Annotated in this window: 16 protein-coding genes; 5 read left to right on the top strand and 11 right to left on the bottom strand. The window is 64.1% G+C overall.

Annotated features, from left to right (window positions below; all coding sequences use genetic code 11):
* Window positions 1-98: 98 nt before the first annotated feature.
* The 7 genes from QWJ38_RS17830 to QWJ38_RS17800 form a co-directional block, all read right to left on the bottom strand.
* Window positions 99-1,742, bottom strand: a complete 1,644-nt coding sequence (locus QWJ38_RS17830; protein ID WP_290360470.1) for a serine hydrolase domain-containing protein — start codon at window positions 1,740-1,742, stop codon at window positions 99-101.
* A 44-nt stretch (window positions 1,743-1,786) separates the two neighbouring features.
* Window positions 1,787-2,644, bottom strand: a complete 858-nt coding sequence (gene purU / locus QWJ38_RS17825; RefSeq protein WP_290360469.1) for a formyltetrahydrofolate deformylase — start codon at window positions 2,642-2,644, stop codon at window positions 1,787-1,789.
* Window positions 2,641-3,222: a hypothetical protein gene (locus QWJ38_RS17820; RefSeq protein ID WP_290360468.1), complete on the bottom strand. Its 582-nt coding sequence runs from the start codon at window positions 3,220-3,222 to the stop codon at window positions 2,641-2,643. The genes purU and QWJ38_RS17820 overlap by 4 nt, the downstream gene beginning before the upstream one ends.
* Window positions 3,215-6,082: a 2Fe-2S iron-sulfur cluster-binding protein gene (locus tag QWJ38_RS17815; RefSeq protein WP_290360467.1), complete on the bottom strand. Its 2,868-nt coding sequence runs from the start codon at window positions 6,080-6,082 to the stop codon at window positions 3,215-3,217. The genes QWJ38_RS17820 and QWJ38_RS17815 overlap by 8 nt, the downstream gene beginning before the upstream one ends.
* Window positions 6,082-6,357 carry a sarcosine oxidase subunit delta gene (locus QWJ38_RS17810; protein WP_290360466.1) on the bottom strand — a complete coding sequence of 92 codons (276 nt, stop codon included), beginning with the start codon at window positions 6,355-6,357 and terminating at the stop codon, window positions 6,082-6,084. Before QWJ38_RS17810 ends, QWJ38_RS17815 begins: the two co-directional genes overlap by 1 nt.
* 15 nt (window positions 6,358-6,372) lie before the next feature.
* Entirely contained in the window at window positions 6,373-7,623 is a 1,251-nt protein-coding gene (locus QWJ38_RS17805; RefSeq protein ID WP_290360465.1) for a sarcosine oxidase subunit beta family protein, read from the bottom strand.
* A gap of 66 nt (window positions 7,624-7,689) precedes the next feature.
* On the bottom strand, window positions 7,690-8,301 hold the full coding sequence (locus QWJ38_RS17800) for a TetR/AcrR family transcriptional regulator (protein WP_290360464.1): 612 nt from the start codon (window positions 8,299-8,301) through the stop codon (window positions 7,690-7,692).
* Between the two features lie 123 nt (window positions 8,302-8,424).
* Between QWJ38_RS17800 and QWJ38_RS17795 the strand changes: the two genes are divergently transcribed.
* From QWJ38_RS17795 to QWJ38_RS17780, 4 genes are all read left to right on the top strand, one after another.
* Window positions 8,425-9,420 carry a helix-turn-helix transcriptional regulator gene (locus tag QWJ38_RS17795; protein WP_290360463.1) on the top strand — a complete coding sequence of 332 codons (996 nt, stop codon included), beginning with the start codon at window positions 8,425-8,427 and terminating at the stop codon, window positions 9,418-9,420.
* 78 nt (window positions 9,421-9,498) lie between these two features.
* Window positions 9,499-11,547, top strand: a complete 2,049-nt coding sequence (locus QWJ38_RS17790) for a prolyl oligopeptidase family serine peptidase (RefSeq protein ID WP_290360462.1) — start codon at window positions 9,499-9,501, stop codon at window positions 11,545-11,547.
* A 320-nt stretch (window positions 11,548-11,867) separates the two neighbouring features.
* A complete protein-coding gene (locus QWJ38_RS17785) occupies window positions 11,868-13,109 on the top strand; it encodes an NAD(P)/FAD-dependent oxidoreductase (protein WP_290360461.1) in 1,242 nt (413 codons plus the stop codon).
* Between the two features lie 96 nt (window positions 13,110-13,205).
* Window positions 13,206-13,409, top strand: a complete 204-nt coding sequence (locus tag QWJ38_RS17780) for a M3 family metallopeptidase (RefSeq protein ID WP_290360460.1) — start codon at window positions 13,206-13,208, stop codon at window positions 13,407-13,409.
* A gap of 439 nt (window positions 13,410-13,848) precedes the next feature.
* On the opposite strand, the gene QWJ38_RS17775 is transcribed toward QWJ38_RS17780, so the two are convergent.
* The 4 genes from QWJ38_RS17775 to QWJ38_RS17760 all read right to left on the bottom strand — a co-directional run bounded on the left by QWJ38_RS17775 (window position 13,849) and on the right by QWJ38_RS17760 (window position 16,323).
* Entirely contained in the window at window positions 13,849-14,283 is a 435-nt protein-coding gene (locus QWJ38_RS17775) for a LysE family translocator (protein ID WP_341850508.1), read from the bottom strand.
* A gap of 343 nt (window positions 14,284-14,626) precedes the next feature.
* Entirely contained in the window at window positions 14,627-15,166 is a 540-nt protein-coding gene (locus tag QWJ38_RS17770) for an FxDxF family PEP-CTERM protein (RefSeq protein ID WP_290360459.1), read from the bottom strand.
* 209 nt (window positions 15,167-15,375) lie between these two features.
* Window positions 15,376-16,047, bottom strand: coding sequence for a PEP-CTERM sorting domain-containing protein (locus QWJ38_RS17765; protein WP_290360458.1), 672 nt, complete (start codon window positions 16,045-16,047; stop codon window positions 15,376-15,378).
* A 51-nt stretch (window positions 16,048-16,098) separates the two neighbouring features.
* A complete protein-coding gene (locus QWJ38_RS17760; protein WP_290360457.1) occupies window positions 16,099-16,323 on the bottom strand; it encodes a hypothetical protein in 225 nt (74 codons plus the stop codon).
* A 168-nt stretch (window positions 16,324-16,491) separates the two neighbouring features.
* Between QWJ38_RS17760 and QWJ38_RS17755 the strand changes: the two genes are divergently transcribed.
* Entirely contained in the window at window positions 16,492-16,716 is a 225-nt protein-coding gene (locus QWJ38_RS17755; RefSeq protein WP_290360456.1) for a hypothetical protein, read from the top strand.
* The last annotated feature ends 44 nt before the right edge of the window (window positions 16,717-16,760 follow it).

Here is a 16,760-nt window from a genome sequence, read left to right as displayed (position 1 = left end):
CAATATCTGATTGACTTTCCTTGGCGACTCGATCGTAGGTCGGCCCCCGTCCGCGGTTTTAGGCCAGGCTCCCCGCTCCTTAGGCTGTTGGAACCGAATTAGCTGCGGACGAACTTCACTCCGCGCGTGCGCAGGCTCGAGTAGCTGAACCCCGTGACCCCGTTGGCGTTGCGCTCCACCCGCAGCGCCGCGCGCATCGGGAATGCGACCGCGTATTCGCAGAGGTACGCCCCGCAGCCGACGGCCTGCAGAAAGTAGGCGCCATGGCCATAGAGCCCTTGCACCACAAGCTTTAGCTTGCCGTGGTCGAGGCTGACTTCGGCCGTCGTACCCAGCTCGGGAACCGCGTAGTGCCCGACGAGTTCGTCGGGGATATCCGTTGGCGGGTCGCCGATCAACGACAAGGTTTCGGTCACGCAACCCTCGGTCATCACAAGCTCGTCCGGCGCCACCTCGGCAAGCTGCTTCAGTTCCGCCGTCCTGAAGACGATGGGCCCGGTCGCGACCTTCTCGAAAGGCACTGCAAGGTTGCCGTCCACATTCATCGTGGGTAGCGGGGTATTGCATACGCTGGCGAAGACGCCGCCGCCCAGATCGTCGAATCGGACGACGATGTCAGAGGACGTGGAACGGTACGTCTTTCCGATGAGGGCGCGGAACGGCTCGGCCAGAGCGTTGATCGCGCGAGGCTCGAGCGTCTCGTCCAGCAGTACACAGTCGATCACCGTCTCCGCCAGGTCCATCGGGTTCACCAGCGCACCGTTCGTGAGGATCACTACATCCAGCTCGCGCGAAGGGACGGTGATCATCTGGCACGCGCCGCCGATGACGCCTCCGCCGTGGTGGATGACGCCGAGCCCACGGTAGGTCTGCGGCATCAGGCCGAATGCATACGGTACCTCGAGGCCCGATGCCAGCTGCGAGGGCGTCGTCATTTGTTGCCAGGTGGCCGCCGAACCCACCTGCTTCGTTTCCGCCCGCAGATGGGCCAGCCACAGCAGCATGTCATCCACGGTCGATACCATGCCGCCTTCGGCGCGCATGTCTTCGTACGGGAACTGGCCCTTGCGCCAACCGCCCTCGGCCCGCGGCGTGTGCAATGTGGCAAGACCCGGAACGATGTCTATGTCACTGCTGGCCCACGACGAATTCCTCATGCCGATCGGCTCGAAGATTCGCTTCGCGACGAAGTCTTCCAAGCTCATGCCGGCCACACGGTCGACGACCAGCGACAGCAGCTGGTACCCGCCGTTGTTGTACATGGCCTTCTGACCGGGCGCGAAGTTCGACCCGCCCAGTCGCAACTGCTTCTCGAGCGCGTAGCCGCGCGGCTTCACCGAGATGCCATCGACGAGCAGACTTACGTCGAAGAAGTCGCGCAGGCCGCTCGTGTGCGTCATGAGCTGGCGCAGCGTCGGCTCGCCGGCCTCCGCCGGCAGCTCCGGAATGACACCGCGCACGCTGGCGTCAATGTCGACCTTCCCCTCTTCGGACAGCAGCATCACGGCCAGGCAGGCGAAGTGCTTGCTGGTAGAGGCAATGCGAAAGCGCGTGGACAGCTTGTTGGCGATACCCAACTCAAGGCTCGCCAGCCCGAAAGCCCTTTGGTAGATGACCTTGCCCCGCGACGCCACGCCGATCGCGAGACCCGGCTCGTCTGAGCGGTCGAATCGGGCCAGCACCTCGTCGATGCGTTCCTGTACTCCGAGCTTCATGTCGGCCGTTTCATTCAGTGGGTTCATAGTTGGTTCGCCAAAGTTGACCGGCCGCGATCGCGGCCGTTTGTTTACTGAAACACGACGGTGCGTGACCCGTTGAGCATGACACGATGCTCGGCGTGCCAGCGCACTGCACGGGACAGCACGACGTTCTCCATGTCCTTGCCGTTGCGCACGAAAGCATCAGCGTCGAAGGCATGGGACACCCGGTGCGTTTCCTGCTCGATGATGGGCCCTTCGTCGAGGTCGCTCGTCACATAGTGGGCTGTCGCGCCTACCACCTTGACGCCGCGCGCGTAGGCTTGGTGGTAGGGCTTGGCTCCCTTGAAGCTGGGCAAGAAGCTGTGGTGGATGTTGATGCAGCGCCCTTCGAGGTGCCGGCACATTTCATCCGACAGCACCTGCATGTAGCGGGCCAATACCGTCAGCTCCGCGCCGCTCGATGCGATCGCCTCGCGGAAGCGGCTCTCCTGCCTGTCCTTGCCATCCGACATGGGCAGATAGTGATACGGCAAGCCGTACCACTCCACGAGCCGTCGCATGTCTTCGTGATTGCTGACCACCCCCACCACATCGAGCGGTAGCTCGCCGCTGTGCCACTGGTGCAACAAGTGGTTGAGACAGTGGCCGTGCTTGCTCACAGCCAGCAACACTCTTGTTCGCGAATCCGCAGCGTACAGGGCGAGCTCCATGCCAAAACGCCGCGCGACGGGCGCCAGAGCTTTGCGGAAATCTTCGAGAGTGCGCACCACCTCCCCTGTCGGCCTGAAGACCGTCCGCATGAAGAACAGCCGGGTCTCCGGGTCGCCGAAATGCGAACTCTCCGCGATGAACGCTTGCGAGGCGGCAAGCGCGGTCGACACTGCGGCCACGATACCGATGGTGTCGCGACAACGGATTGTGAGGATGTAGTCAGGTGAAGTCATAGATCGGAGAACGCGCCCTCGTGCGAAAACGCCAGCCACTGGGCTAGATAAGGGAACAACGAACGGTCCGCGACCAGGCGGATCCGGTCTGCTTCCGGACGGACAAGGAGCACTGGCACATCCACCAGGCGGCACCGGCTGGCGCGCCCTTCAGCGGGAATGGCCGAGTGGTCCACCAGGTGTGCGAGCCATTCGTCGAGCCGCGGGCCGTGGAGCTCGATGACCCCGGTCCCATGCGTCATCTCGATGGCCATCACCTCCAGATCGACCCCTGGCGCTAGTTCGTGCAGGATTTTCTGCAAGGCCGCAGCGTCATCACCGACCACGATGATTTCTCCGGCGTGCCGTCGTGTCGCGAGCAATCCGTCGGCGGAAACGAGGTCCGTGCTGCGCTCAGGCCAGGCAAAGCCCGATTGCGAGAGCGCCAGCTGCGCGGCTGGGGAGCCCGTGATGTGCCGGATCGAGACGACACGCATCGCGTTCAACCGTCGCGCGCCGGGACGATCGGCGTCCGCGTCGATCCAGGGCAGGAGGTTCTGCATGAACGCGTTGGCGGAAACGGACAAGGGCTCAACCATGCAGGCGCTCTCCGGAAGGATCGAAGAAAGGTGTCTTCACGACTTGCGCTTCGATCTCGGTGCCGAGGTGATGGATGCGCAGCTTCTCACCCAATCGAGAGGAGCCATGCTGCAGCATCGCCAGGGCGATGGGATGCTGCAGCATGGGGCTGTGACCGCTGCTGGTGACGAAGCCGTCGATCGGCGCCGGCGGCGCATAGGGAGCAATGTGCGCCCCGACGGGAATCCGCGACTTACCGTCCGTAGGGACGATTCCGACCAGTTGCATGCGATGTGGGTCCGTGGCTGCGGCGCGCAGCAGTGACCGGCGCCCGACGAAATTGGCCGCCTTCCTGTCGAGTCCGCGGGCCATACCAATGTCATGCGGCAGCGTGGTTCCGTCGGTGTCTGCCCCGACGTGGATGAATCCTTTTTCTAGGCGCATCAACATCAGGGCTTCCACGCCGTACATGCCGACCTCCAGGCCATACGACCCGCCGAGCTGCCAGAGGCGTTCGATCAGCGCTTGCGTGTGCAGCGCGGGGAGGTTGATTTCGTACCCCAGCTCGCCACTGAAGCTTGCGCGCATAACGCGCATCGATACCCCCGCATAGTCCACCTCGCGTATCGTCATGTGCTTCATCGAAGCCGGCGCGAGCGCGGCGTCGAAGCCGGCGGCCTCGAGCAACTGCCAGGCCTTCGGGCCCGCGACGGTCACGTTGCCCCACTGGCTCACGACCGGTTGCACGATGACGCGCAGGTCGACGAATTCGCACTGCAGCCATTCCTCGAACGCCAGCGCGGCACGCTCTGCGCCGCCACTGGTGGTGTTCAGCCAAAAGTGGTACTGGCCCAGGCGCGCGACGATCCCGTCGTCGATCACGATGCCGTTCTCGTTCAGCATCAGGCCATACCGCGCGCTTCCGACCGCCAGCGTGCTCATCGTGCCGACGTACATCAGATCCAGGAACGCCGCCGCATCCGGCCCGTAGATTTCGATCTTCCCGAGCGGAGATCCTTCGAAAAGACCCACGCTTGAACGAGTCTGGGCCGCTTCGCGTTGGGCGGCCGCGTCGAGGCTTTCGCCCGCCTTGGGGTAAGCGGCTGGGCGCAACCAGCCGCTGAATTCCTCGAACAGCGCGCCTCTCGATTGGTGAAAGGCATGCGCCGGCATTCGCTTGAGCGGCCGGTACCGCTCACCGTTCCGGCCCGCGGCGATGGCCCCGAGCGTCACGGGTTTGTAGGGTGGGCGGAACTTTGTCGTCCCGACTTCGCCGGGCGAGCGGTTTGTGAGCATGCCCATCGTGACGAGCGCGTTCACGTTGCTGGTCTTTCCCTGGTCGGTGGCCATGCCTGTCGTGGTGTAGCGCTTGAGGTGTTCCACCGAGCGATAGTTCTCGCGCGCAGCCAATGCGATGTCCGTGTCACACACGTCGTTCTGCAGGTCGACAAACGTCTTGCCTGAACGCCTTGCGAGGAGAGCACCTGGCGGCGCGTTGGTCGAAGGGACGGGGCCTGTGCCCGTAACGGGCGCAGGTGCGCGGCAACCCCGCCCGGTCTCACGCGCATGCTCCCGTGCCGCGTCGAGGTCAAACGCACCGGCACAGGCACCCACCAGGTCGACGCCATGCGCCAGACGAGAGGGAACGAACATCGACGAGGCGGGATCCCACTGCAGCCCGCCGCCCGCTTGCGAATGCAGGCTCACGTTCGGCGTGAACCCACCGGTATGAAGCAGCGTGTCGGCCTCGACCACGCGAGGCTTTGGATCGCGGGCACTCGCCACCAGGACGCCCGAAACGCGGGTTCGGCCGCGCACACCAACAACATGCTCGCCGTTTCTAAGGTCGAGCACCGCTGAGATGTTTACGCCGCAACTGCGAAGGCGTTCCGCCAGCTCCACCCCGGCATCGCAGGCGCTCGCGAGGACCACTTGCTGTCCCACAGCAACGCCGTAATGTGCTGCGTAGCGTTCGGCGCTGTGGGCAAACATCACACCGGGCCGGTCGTTGTCGGGGAAGAGCAGGGGCCGGTCGAAAGCGCCAGTCGCGAGGATGGTACGGCCGGACCGGATCTTGATCGTGCGTTCGCGCACGACGCCGTGGCCGGGCTCGATGGCGACCGCGAGGCCATGGTCGTACAGACCGAAAACGGTCGTGCGGGTGCGCGTTATCACGCCAGCCTTGGCAGCCCGGTCGACGAGTGATGCAAGCTGCATCCCAAGTTGTGATGCCTGCCCGGACGCCCCCGCAGCGACCGTCGCGGCCCAGCCGCCTACCCAAGGGTCCGATTCGATCAACGTGACCTGCGCGCCTTGCTCCGCCGCTCCGACAGCAGCTTCCAGCCCCGCAAGGCCGGCACCGACGACAAGAACGTCGGTCGCGACCGATAGCTCGTCGTAGCGATCCGGGTCTGCCCCATCACCGGCGCGGCCCAAGCCCGCCATGCGGCGGACCATGGGCTCGAACAGCTGCCAGCGGGGCCACATGAGCGTCTTGTAGTAGAAGCCAGCCGTGAGCACCGGGGCGAACAGCGAATTGATTGCGCCCAGGTCGCACCGCAGGCTCGGCCAGGCATTTCCCGTGCGCGCAACGAGTCCGTGCAAAAGGGGGGTGTCCGTCACGCGCGTATTTGGAACCCGCTCCGCGCAATGGCCGATGTCGAGCAGTCCCGTGGGTTCCTCCGCGCCGCAGGAGACGATTCCACGCGGCCGGTGGTACTTGAAGCTGCGACCGATCAAGCGCTCGCCACTTGCGATCAGTGCCGATGCAAGCGTGTCCCCGGCGAAGCCAGATAAGGCGCGCCCGTTGAACTGAAAATCGAGCCTGCGGCCCCGATCCAGCGCAACGCCTGCGGGCGAGGGGAGTCGGTAGCCAGCCATCAGGCTTTGATCTCCGGGCGCGGGTCCGTCATGCGGTAGATCGCCTTGATCTCGTGTGTCACGGTGCTGCGGACCATGTTGAACCAGCGGCCGCAGCCAAAGCTATGCCTCCAACGTTCGGCGCTGTCACCTTTCGGGTTGTCGCGGTTGAACATGTAGTCGCCCCATTCCTCGTCGCTGCAATCGAGCGCAGGGCGCTGGATGTGACTCTGCCCGCCGCAGTGGAATTCGTTTTCGGGCCGCTTCCCGCAGTGGGGGCAGTCAATCTGGAGCATGTCGCGACGTCCTTCTCAATGTGCGATGCCGGCGGCCGCTGCTTCGTCGATCAAGCGGCCGGTTGCGAACCGTTCAAGCTGGAACGGCTCGGCCAGCTCGTGGCTCTTCCCGGTTGCCAGCACGTGAGCCAAGGTCCAGCCGCCGACGGGGATGGCCTTGAAGCCTCCCGTGCCCCAGCCGCAATTGATGTAGAGACCAGGCACCGGGGTGGGGCCGATGATCGGGCTTGAGTCCTGCACCACATCGACGATGCCTGCCCATTGGCGCAAAAGTCGCAGTCGCGAGAACGAAGGAAACATCTCCAGTGTGGCGGCGAGTACCTGCTGAGTGACCGCATAGCTGCCTCGTTGGGCGTACGACGGGTACAGGTCGAGCGCACCACCGATCACCAGTTCGCCCTTGTCGCTTTGGCTCCAGTAGGCACCGACCGCCGGTGACAGAAGCACCGTGTCGAGCACGGGCTTGATAGGCTCACTCACCATGGCCTGGAGTGCGTAACTCGTGACTGGCAACCGGAAGCCCGCCATGTCGGCGAGCACCGTGGAGTGCCCAGAGACGGCCATCGCGACCTTCTCAGCGCGGATGTCGCCTTTGCCTGTGCGAACGCCGGTGACCCGGCCGCCGTCCATGATGAAGCCGTCGACGGGGCAGCTCTGGATGATGTCAACACCAAGAGCTGACGCCGCGCGGGCATAGCCCCACGCGACCGCGTCATGGCGCGCAGGCCCTGCGCGTCGCTGGATGAAGCCGCCCAGAAGCGGGAAGCGCGCGCCCGCGTCGAAGTTCAGGCGCGGAACGAGCCGGCGCAGCTCCTCGGCGGTTAGCAGATCAGCGTCTATGCCGTTGCATCGCATCGCGTTGGCCCAGCGGCTGTGCGCGTCCAGGTCGTGGCGGGAATGTGCCAGGGTCACAATGCCGCGCTGGCTGAACATGATGTTGTAGTTCAGTTCCCGGGAAAGTCCTTCGTAGAGGCGCAGGGAATGCTCGTAGAGCCTTGCGCTTTCGGGATAGAGGTAGTTGGAGCGGATGATCGTCGTGTTGCGGCCCGTGTTTCCGCCGCCGATCCAGCCGGCTTCCACGATCGCCACGTTGCGGATGGCGTGGTTCTTGGCGAGGTAGTAGGCGGTGGCCAAACCGTGCCCGCCGCCGCCGATAATCACGATGTCGTACTTCTTCTTCGGTTCAGCCTCTCGCCACGCGGGCGCCCAGTCATCGTGGCGCGGCGAAGCGGAGAGAAGGCTCCAGGCTGAATAGTGTGTACGCATCGTGGATTTCGAGCGTACCGGAGCGACGCCCTGCGCTCTTCGGCCTGCGTACCAAAAACTTAGGCCTTAGGCCCGCTTGCGTTTCCGGCCGGCCGCCGGCGCGGATGCACGGGCGATGTTCGCCTCGCCGCAGAGGATTTCGACGTAGGTCCTGGCACGTTCGCGACGTCCCGGCTCTGGCTCGTCGATCCCGATCGCGTAGTAGCCGATTTGGTGGAAGTAGAAGACGCGGGCGCGCAGGTCGGCTTCCTTCTTGCCACAGCCGAATGCCAGGAACACCTCGTAGAGGGCGGCGATGCGCTTTGCATCGACGCCCGCCACAGCAACCGCGACGGTTGGATCGGACCGTGCCCACTCGCGTACCGCAAGGTCGAAGCGCGGGTCGTAGATGTCCTCGCGAATCAGGTGGTCCACGATCTCATCGACGGCGCGCAATGCGTCAGCCGGGTTCCTGAGCACCAGCCGCAACGGCACGAACAAAATCGTTTCGTACCAGAGCTTCAGCAGTCGCGACAACAGGTCGGCGCGGTCGACAAAGTGGTGATAGAAGCCGCCGCGGCTCACGCCGATCCGCTGCGCGAGTCGGTCCACCTTGACGGCCTCGATCCCTTCCTCGGACAGTGTCCGGCGGGCCTCCTCGACCCAGCGCTGCGCAGGAACCTTTACGGAATTGACCATTCCGGTAAATCGTACATGACTGTCTTTATTAACTCATCGTCGCCAAACGCCGGTGTAAACCAGTAGATCGACAGCAGCCCATAACCTTAAAAATACAAACGTGAATGTTTTGAGGAGATTCGCATGAGCCCACGCTTCTTCGAGCCCTTCGCAGGCCGTAGCCAGCCGCCGATCGTCGACTGGGCCGGTGGGGTCGAATTCGACCTGCGCGGGATCGGCGAAGGATCGGTGCGGACCTATTGCGGCGACGACGCCCAGATCACGGTGGGGGACGTGCAGTTCCATCGCGACATCCGATACCGCGCCGTGCTGTCGACCGACGCCTTGCTCATTCGCGCCTCGCTGGCCAACAGCTGCGCCTATGTGCAGAACGGGGAAACATGGTCCTTTCAGCGCCCTGTGGTGGCGGTCTCGGCGCTGCCGCGCGGTACCGTGCTGGATGTCGGCATCGCCGGCGGCCTGCGGCAACGGGCCGTGACGGTGCTCCTCGAACCCCAGTCGTTGCTGGCCCACCATCGGCTCGAGCCGGGCGACTTGCCCGAACCCTTGCGGAGGCTGGCGGGTGGCGAGCTCGATCGTCCCTGCAACGCGCTCACGATGCCGATCCAGACGGACATCGCTAGCCTTGTGCAGGACGTGGTCCACAGCCGGCTCACGGGGGCGCTGCGACGCATGCAGGTGCAGGCGCGAGCCAGCGAGCTGTTGGCCCTCGTCGCTGCTTCGTGGAACGAGCGGCTCGAATTGACTTCGAGCTCCGGTGTACGAAGCCGCCGCGACGCGGAGATCATCGCCGCCGCCCGCCGCATCCTCACGGAGCGATTCGCGGACCCGCCGACGCTGCTCGAACTCTCCAGCGAACTGGGCACCAACAAGAACAAATTGAATCAGTTGTTCCAGCAGACGCTCGGCACGACGCCCCAGGCGTTCTGCCTGCAGCAACGAATCGGGCGCGCGCAGGCGCTGCTTATCGAAGGACAGTTGAGCATCGGGCAGGTCGCCGACGCCGTCGGCTACCAGCACCAGAGCAGCTTTGCCGTGGCGTTTCGCGATGTCGTCGGCGAATCGCCACGGGAATTTGCACGGCGGAGCAGGCCAGGGCGATTGGTCGCGATTCACTGATGCGCCGCCGTGCAGGCATCCTAAAACTTCCGGCGTGAACCCTAAATATCGGGGTTCGCCAACCGGTACGCTCGGCGCATGAAGATCACGTACCCTGCCACGCGGCGCGTGCCCGAGACGGTCAACTTCGGACCGGTCTCGTATGTCGATGAGTACCGCTGGCTCGCGGAGAGTACGCCGGAGACCAAGGCGTGGGAAGACGCTCAGGACGAGATAGCGCGAGCTGCGTGCAACGCAACGCCCGCCATCGAGCCCTTGCGTGCGCTTCTCGCCGATGGCTACGTCGACATGTTCAGCTTCCACGCTCCTCGGCCGCTCGGCGGGCGCTGGTTCCGCCGCGACGTGCCTGATGGAGCGCAGCTGCCGCACATCACCGTTTCGGACTCGATCGATGGCGAGCAGCGCATGCTGTTCGATGTGGCGACGTGCGGCCCGCACGCCGTCCTGTATGACATTAAGCCGTCACCCGATGCGTCGTTGTTGCTGGTGACCGTGACGGAAGGAACGGGGACGGTCGTGCGCGTCATCGACGTGGCGACCGCCGAAGTGCGCCATGCGATCAGGTTCGCCACCGCGACGGCGCCGAGTGCATGGCTACCAGACAACGCAGGCTTTTATTACACCGGAAGAGCGGACGCGGCGCAGACGGATTTGCCAGCTGCGCCCGGCTTGCGCGTCTTTGAACAACTGCTGGATAGTGCCTTGACAAAGCGGCTTGTCCTGCTTGCGCACGCGCACCCAGCCGTCATGCCGACTGTCACTGTGGATGGCCGCTACGCCGTCATCCGAGAGAACCAGACGTCAGTGCATCCGACCTACATCAAGCGGCTTGTCGAAGGTGCTGAGTGGCAACCGTTCCTTGACGCGAGCTATGGCATGGTGAAGGGCACGATCGTCGGCGGTGAATATGTGGCCATTACGATGGACGAAGCGACGAACGGTCGCCTGATAGCGATCCCGCTGGCAACGGCGCAGGATCGATCGACCTGGCGGGAAGTGTTGCCCGAAGGCGAGGCGACGCTGGCGAGCGTAACGGAATGCGCGGGGCGGCTTGTCGTTGCCGACATGCCCAACGGCACTTCGCGCCTGCGCGTGGTCGCACTCGACGGAACGGTGGAACGCGAGATCGAACTGCCCAGCGCTGGCGCCGTAGGCAAATTTGCGCTCGGCTTCGTCCTGTCCATCATCGATGAAGTCGTGTGGTCCGATGGGCAACGCATTTCGTTCGTGCATTCGTCGCTTCTGGAGGGGCCTCGTGCCTATTGCCATGACGTCGCAAACAACCAGACAAAGGCGTTGACGCCGCCGGCGCGTCGCCTCGATGGCGCGACGCTTGAGACGTTGAACGCGCAGGCGGCCGACGGAAACCTGGTCACCTATCACTTGTTGCGCTCGCCCGATGCGAGCGCAGTGAACCGGCCGACGATCGTTACTGGCTACGGCGGATTCAATGTTCCCTGGCTGCCATGCTGGAGTGAAATGGCGGCAGCGTGGGTTCGGGCGGGAGGTGCGTGGGTGCACGTGCACCTGCGCGGCGGCGGCGAGTTTGGCGCAGGCTTCTGGCGCGGCGGCCGAATGGCCCAGAAGCCGAATACCTTCGCCGATCTCTTCGCTGTCCTGGAGGACCTACCGCGCAGAGGTATCGCTCGCTCGGAGCAGATCGGCCTCACCGGCACGTCGAACGGCGGGCTGACGGTATGCGCAGCCATTAGCTTCCGGCCGGACCTATTCGGGGCTGCCGTCCCTCAGGTGCCTTTGTGCGACGCACTAGACTGCTCCCGAGACCCCTTCACAGCTTCAGTCGCGGCGGCCGATTACGGTAGTCCGCTCGTTGCCGAAGAAGCGCAGTGGCTCTATCGGTGGTCGCCTTATCAGAACCTCCGGGTGGGGAAGAGATACCCGGCGGTCTTGGTCGATTGTGGAGCGGACGACATGGCCTGTCCGCCCTGGCATGGCCGCAAGTTCGCAGCGTGGCTCCAGAACAACGGACAGCCCGGGTCCGGGCCGGTGCTGTTACGCGTCCGCCAGCATGTTGGCCACAACACGATGACCCGCGACAAGCACGTCGAACGCGACTCCGAGGCACTGGCCTTCATGGCGGAGCATCTGCAGCTGCCGGTGCGCTAGTCATGTTCCGCCGATGGTCGGCATTGCCCAGGGCGAAAACGATCGCTGCAGCCCAACAGGTCGCCCAGCGGGGACACGCAGCTGGTTCTTAACGCCACGCCTACAGCCTCAAACGGCTGATTGACATCATCGGCACTGCGAGGGCTATCAAAGCGATGCGCCAGCGAAATAGGACTTGCTGCCTATACGCCCAACGCGCGAGGCGCGGCTTGCTTAGGCCGAAAACGTGCGTCCATAGAGGGCGAGTCGAATGCGCTCACGGCACTTCAACTCGTTTGATGTGCTGTAGGGATCCGAATGCAAACGAAAAGGCATATGAAGTGACTCGAGAGATTCTGGTTCTCGGTGCCGGCATGGTCGGCGTCTGTACGGCTTTGGAGCTGCAGCTGCGCGGGCATCAGGTCACCCTGGTGGACCGACGGCCACCGGGCCAGGAAGCCTCCTACGGGAATGCCGGCGTCATCCAGCGTGAAGCCGTCGAGCCCTACGCCATGCCGCGCGACTGGCGGGCCTTGCTGGACGTGGTCTTCCGTCGAGGGATCGACGTGAACTACCACGTGAGTGGGCTGCTGGCCTTCTGGCCCCAGTTGCTGCGATATTGGCAGGCCTCTGCACCCGCATCGCATCGCGCCATCAGTCGGCAGTATGCGGGTCTGATCGCGCATGCCACGGACGAGCATGCGCGTCTGATGCGCCTGGCTGGCGCGGAGGATTTGCTGCAGCGCGATGGGCTCCGCATGATCTACCGAGATGAAAGGGCGATGGAACATGCGCTGCGGAATGCACAGCGCGTGTCACGCGAGTACGGGATACGATTCGCAGCGCTGGACTCGCGGGCCATTGATACGGCAGAACCCGCCTTCCGCATACCCTTGGCCGGCGCCGTTCACTGGCTGGACTCCTGGAACATCGGCGATCCTGGCGCCTTGGTCGAGCGCTATGCACAGCTCTTCCTGCAGCGTGGCGGGCGCTTGCTGCGTGGCAATGCAGACAGCCTGAACGCCACCGCATCTGGCTGGCAGGTCGAGACCGACGAAGGGCCGGTGCAGGCGCAGCAAGCCGTCCTCGCCTTGGGCGCATGGGCCGACAGCCAAGTGCGACGCCTAGGCTACCGTTGGCCCCTCTTTGTCAAACGTGGATACCATCGTCACTACACGGGTGGAGCGAAGCTAAACGTGACCACGTTGGATGCAGAACGCGGCTATGTAATGGCGCCGCAGCTGCGAGGTCTACGCGTCACCAGCGGTGCCGAGATTGCTTGCATTGATTCAACGCCTACGCCGCGCCAATTAATCGGCGCAGAGGCCATGGCCGGCCAGTTGCTGGATCTTGGTCGACCGGTAGAAATCGACCCCTGGATGGGCAGTCGGCCCTGCTGCGCGGACATGAAGCCCATCATCGGAGCTGCCCCGCGGCACCCGGGGCTTTGGGTCAACTGCGGGCATGGTCACCAGGGCTTCACGCTGGGGCCTGCAAGCGCAAGGCTATTGGCCGACCTGATGGAGGGAGGCTCTCCCTACACTGAGGCAGAAGCGTTCTCGCCAACACGGTTTCGCATTTAAGAATCTTTAGCGAGCCTCTTAACCGGCAGTTGAAGGCCGGCCATTTGGCTGACGAAGGAATCGCCTTCAGGTCGACGTCAGCGGCGAACGGTACCTTTGGACCGAGGTGCAGCATCGGACGCGTGGGAAGTTTTCGAGCGAGAAGGGGCCCTCAACGTCGCCACTGGCGCGCGCTATCGCAAGGCGATTCTGGAGCGTGGCGGCAGTCGCCCCATGACCGAGAACTTTGTCGAGTTCGTCGGACGCCCACCGAAGATCGATGCGTTCCTGCACCAGCGTGGTGTCGCTGGTGCCGTCTGAAATCGATCAATGTTGTGAAAGCTCGACTGTCACTTTGATAGGGTGAACCCCACGATCTCATGCCGCGCTACGCCTCAATCGCCCAGAGTGCCGCCTACCTTTGTGTGCCCGCTGCTGCGGGACCTCCTTCGGGAGTGCTCAGCTCCGACTGGCAGCTTCGGGGCGGCCAATTTGCGGTCGCGGATGTCGGTTCAGGGTCGACATGAGCCTGACGGAGCGTGCAGAAGCGGTCGTTGGAACCGGCACGCGGCGGGTGCCGCAGTGAGAGGCCGGTTGCGAAGGTGCAGCGGCCGACCATGACCGGTGACGTTCAACGACCGGTGTCGGTGTTTGCTGCCGTTCAGCCACTGGACCGTGAATGACTCAGATCGGCCTACTGGTGACGATTGATCATGCTCGTGGATTCGCCGCAAGCCGTGCACGCGTTCTTGCCGCTCGTTCAGCCAGCAGTTGGCGGCCACTGCCCCTTGATTTCCAGATTTCCTGCGGCTTCATACGGCCAGCATCCAGCTCGCCGTGGCCACAGGACTAACGCAAAGACGCGGTTGAACCACAGCAGGCGGCGCCCCTGCGCGAGCCATTCCCGTAGCAGTGAGCCGACAAGCGCATAGACAAAATTACTGCTGAACGCGAAGGCGGCCATGATTGCGCAGACGATCGACAGTCGCTCGCCCGGATTGGACGCGGGCCTGCGGGCGGCGTTGACCACCCAGCCGGCGGTCAGCGTCAGCGTCAGCGCGAGCATCCAGGCCTTGATATTGAAAAACTGCAAACCCACGCCTTGCCAAAAGCTTACGTTCAATCGGTGTTCGTTGGCCTGCGCCAGATGGGCGGCGCGGGCGAGCTTCCACCCCAGCCACAGCATATAGGCCACGCCCAGCAGCTTGACGGCCCAGCCCAGCGCCGGCAGAGCGGGCCGAGTTCATCACCATACGCGTCCAGCGGGACAGCGGTTATCGCTCTCAGGTCAAGTTCTGGATCGATTGCCTGGGTGAGCGCTGCTAGTCCGATCGCCTTCAATGGAGCGAAGTCCGCTGCGGCCGCCTGAGCGCCATGAAGCTGGCCGCGGCAGTGAGGCGCGGGCACGACGATCGCCGAGATGACGGCGCTGCCCGGCCTCGAAGCCTCCTGGCCCTGAGGGCTCTGACAAAAGACCGGCCGGGCGGGCGCCCGCCGCCGGCCGGCCATGATAGGAAGGCGATCGTTCGGTCGATCGATCAGCTGTTCCGACGATTGCGGCGTCCCAGCCAGCCCAGCACGCCGAGGCCGGCCAGCATCAGCGCATAGCTTTCCGGTTCGGGGACCGCCTGGGCCGTCGGCGCGAGATTGGCCGTGCCGCCATAGCTGGCCGAGATCGCCGTTCCTGCCGCCAGCGTCGGCCCCGCCACGCCGTTGACCGTCAGCGTCAGCGGTGCGTTGAGGTTCTGCGGGCCGAAGGTGGCCGTCTCGACCGCGCCCGTGCCCGACAGCGTGAAGGCCTGACCGTTGATCGTCACGGAAGTGAAGTCGATATTGCCGGTGTTCATGAAACCGACGGTGATCAGCCCCCCCGAGAAGGCGCCGCCCACGTCGGGCGAAAAGGTGATCGTGTCGGTAAAGCTTCCCGCCAAACTGTGCGTCACGCCCCAGCCTGCCGAATAGACACCGGCGGAATCGACGTCGGGAACCAGGGTGACGGTGCGGTTGATGTCCTCTGCGAATGCGGCCCCGCTGACGAGGGCCAGCGCGGCGGCGTAGACGATCGGTTTAAGTTTCATGGGTGCTCCTTGCTGCGGGTTGATGTCGGACGTGGGCGGGATCGCCCACGGCGCAAGGTGGCAAACCTCGTTCCGGCTGCGGCATACGCTTTTGGGGGATGCCGGTCGCTGATCCGGGCGCCGGACGTCGCCCGCCCCGGTAGGACCGAATCGTTACTGCTTGCTTGAAACGCTCACATGCACGCCCTCAGGGGTAGGCATGAGCCGGGTCAAGATTGGGTTCGCCTACGGCGGGTGACCGCGACGCCGCCCATGCCGACGGCGAGAAGGGCAAGCGGGGCGGGCTCCGGGAGTTCGATGGCCTGGGGCGCGACGGCCTGCTCGGCTGAGCCCAGAAGGGTGACGGTGGCAGATTGGACCTGCGATCCCATTCTGGAGAGCGACACATCGTCCAGGCTGACTTGAAATAGGCCGCCGTTTCCGAGCAGGACGGGCACCGGCGACCAGTCGATGACAAAGTCCACCTGCGAATCGCTGACGCTGCCGGCAGTCGCAGTGGCGGCACCGCTGATGGTTACGACCTGCGCCACACCGTTCTGATCGATGAAGGTCAGGCTGGCGCTGATGCCGAGATCGTCGGTTTCCCTGAGCAAATCGATCCCACCATGGGCATTCACCTCCTGCAGATCGAGAGTCCCAAAGTCAAAAGTGACCGACTCATCGATGCCCAGCGCGAAGCTCTGCGGCATGAATGCGCTCGTCGAGTATCGAACGTCGAGCAAGGTGCCGTTGAGCTCGGCACGGTCAATTCCGTAGCCCGCTCCCTGCATGAACTGGGCACCGGTGATGGTGAAGGGAACAGTAGCGGCGCTTGTCCCTGCGGACATGCCGATCATGGCCATTGCGCTGCTTAGCGACAGGATCTGGCGAACAAGGTTCATGGGGCCTCCCACTCTTCTTCGATGGCGTCGAATCCACAATGCGCCGGGCAGCTAGCCCTGCTGCAAGGTCTGGGGGTCACTTGCGCTATTCATGCGGATGGACCAAGTGGTGTCTTCAAATGTTGGGTCGATCAGCCCGCCTGGGCTGAGTGCCGCTTCGGCTAACTCCCGGCCATCGCCGCGCGTCCGCCGCTGGCGCAGCATTTGCCTGGTACGTTCGATGCGCAACATCATGTTGACGAGCGCTGTTTTTGCCGGCCCCATCTCAGTTCGCATGGTGAACCTCCTGTCATGAAGCATCGGCGAAGAGCCAGAGCGGCTCTGTCGGTCTGAACCGCAGCTGTAACGTTATGTATCGCTTGTGCCGGTGTAGGAATCGGCTTACGCAAAAGCGCGGTGACGGCATTTCGATTGCTATGCACCCGTCAGGATCGGAACGTCGCCATGAACTTGAACCTGGCCATCAAGGGCGCACTCGGAGGCCTTCCGGATGCCGGTTTCGACGAGGCCGCATTGCTTCGAGAACTGGCGGCGCAGGGAATGTCAGCCGAGGACAGCCGGCTTGCGCTGGAAAAGGCCATCCTCGATGGCTTTGTCGAGCGGACCGCTGCCGGAGCGCTGTCCAAGCTGCCGCGGGCATTTGAAGCCGACGACGCCGGGCGCCCCTAGCAGGCAGAGCGACCGTCAGCAGCGATCGGCCGGCCGCCGCTGCG

Origin of the sequence: Roseateles violae (genome assembly GCF_030410485.1) — a bacterium.
Taxonomy (GTDB): Bacteria; Pseudomonadota; Gammaproteobacteria; order Burkholderiales; family Burkholderiaceae_C; genus Roseateles_D; species Roseateles_D violae.
The sequence above is the reverse complement of the archived record's forward strand: the minus strand, read 5'-3'. Positions and strand labels throughout refer to the sequence as shown.

Bases quoted from the DNA above. Each gene is read 5' to 3' on its own strand.
- QWJ38_RS17830 (WP_290360470.1), bottom strand. From the start codon at position 1,742: ATGAACCCACTGAATGAAACGGCCGACATGAAGCTCGGAGTACAGGAA.
- purU (WP_290360469.1), bottom strand. From the start codon at position 2,644: ATGACTTCACCTGACTACATCCTCACAATCCGTTGTCGCGACACCATC.
- QWJ38_RS17820 (WP_290360468.1), bottom strand. From the start codon at position 3,222: ATGGTTGAGCCCTTGTCCGTTTCCGCCAACGCGTTCATGCAGAACCTC.
- QWJ38_RS17815 (WP_290360467.1), bottom strand. From the start codon at position 6,082: ATGGCTGGCTACCGACTCCCCTCGCCCGCAGGCGTTGCGCTGGATCGG.
- QWJ38_RS17810 (WP_290360466.1), bottom strand. From the start codon at position 6,357: ATGCTCCAGATTGACTGCCCCCACTGCGGGAAGCGGCCCGAAAACGAA.
- QWJ38_RS17805 (WP_290360465.1), bottom strand. From the start codon at position 7,623: ATGCGTACACACTATTCAGCCTGGAGCCTTCTCTCCGCTTCGCCGCGC.
- QWJ38_RS17800 (WP_290360464.1), bottom strand. From the start codon at position 8,301: ATGGTCAATTCCGTAAAGGTTCCTGCGCAGCGCTGGGTCGAGGAGGCC.
- QWJ38_RS17795 (WP_290360463.1), top strand. From the start codon at position 8,425: ATGAGCCCACGCTTCTTCGAGCCCTTCGCAGGCCGTAGCCAGCCGCCG.
- QWJ38_RS17790 (WP_290360462.1), top strand. From the start codon at position 9,499: ATGAAGATCACGTACCCTGCCACGCGGCGCGTGCCCGAGACGGTCAAC.
- QWJ38_RS17770 (WP_290360459.1), bottom strand. From the start codon at position 15,166: ATGAAACTTAAACCGATCGTCTACGCCGCCGCGCTGGCCCTCGTCAGC.
- QWJ38_RS17765 (WP_290360458.1), bottom strand. From the start codon at position 16,047: ATGAACCTTGTTCGCCAGATCCTGTCGCTAAGCAGCGCAATGGCCATG.
- QWJ38_RS17760 (WP_290360457.1), bottom strand. From the start codon at position 16,323: ATGCGAACTGAGATGGGGCCGGCAAAAACAGCGCTCGTCAACATGATG.
- QWJ38_RS17755 (WP_290360456.1), top strand. From the start codon at position 16,492: ATGAACTTGAACCTGGCCATCAAGGGCGCACTCGGAGGCCTTCCGGAT.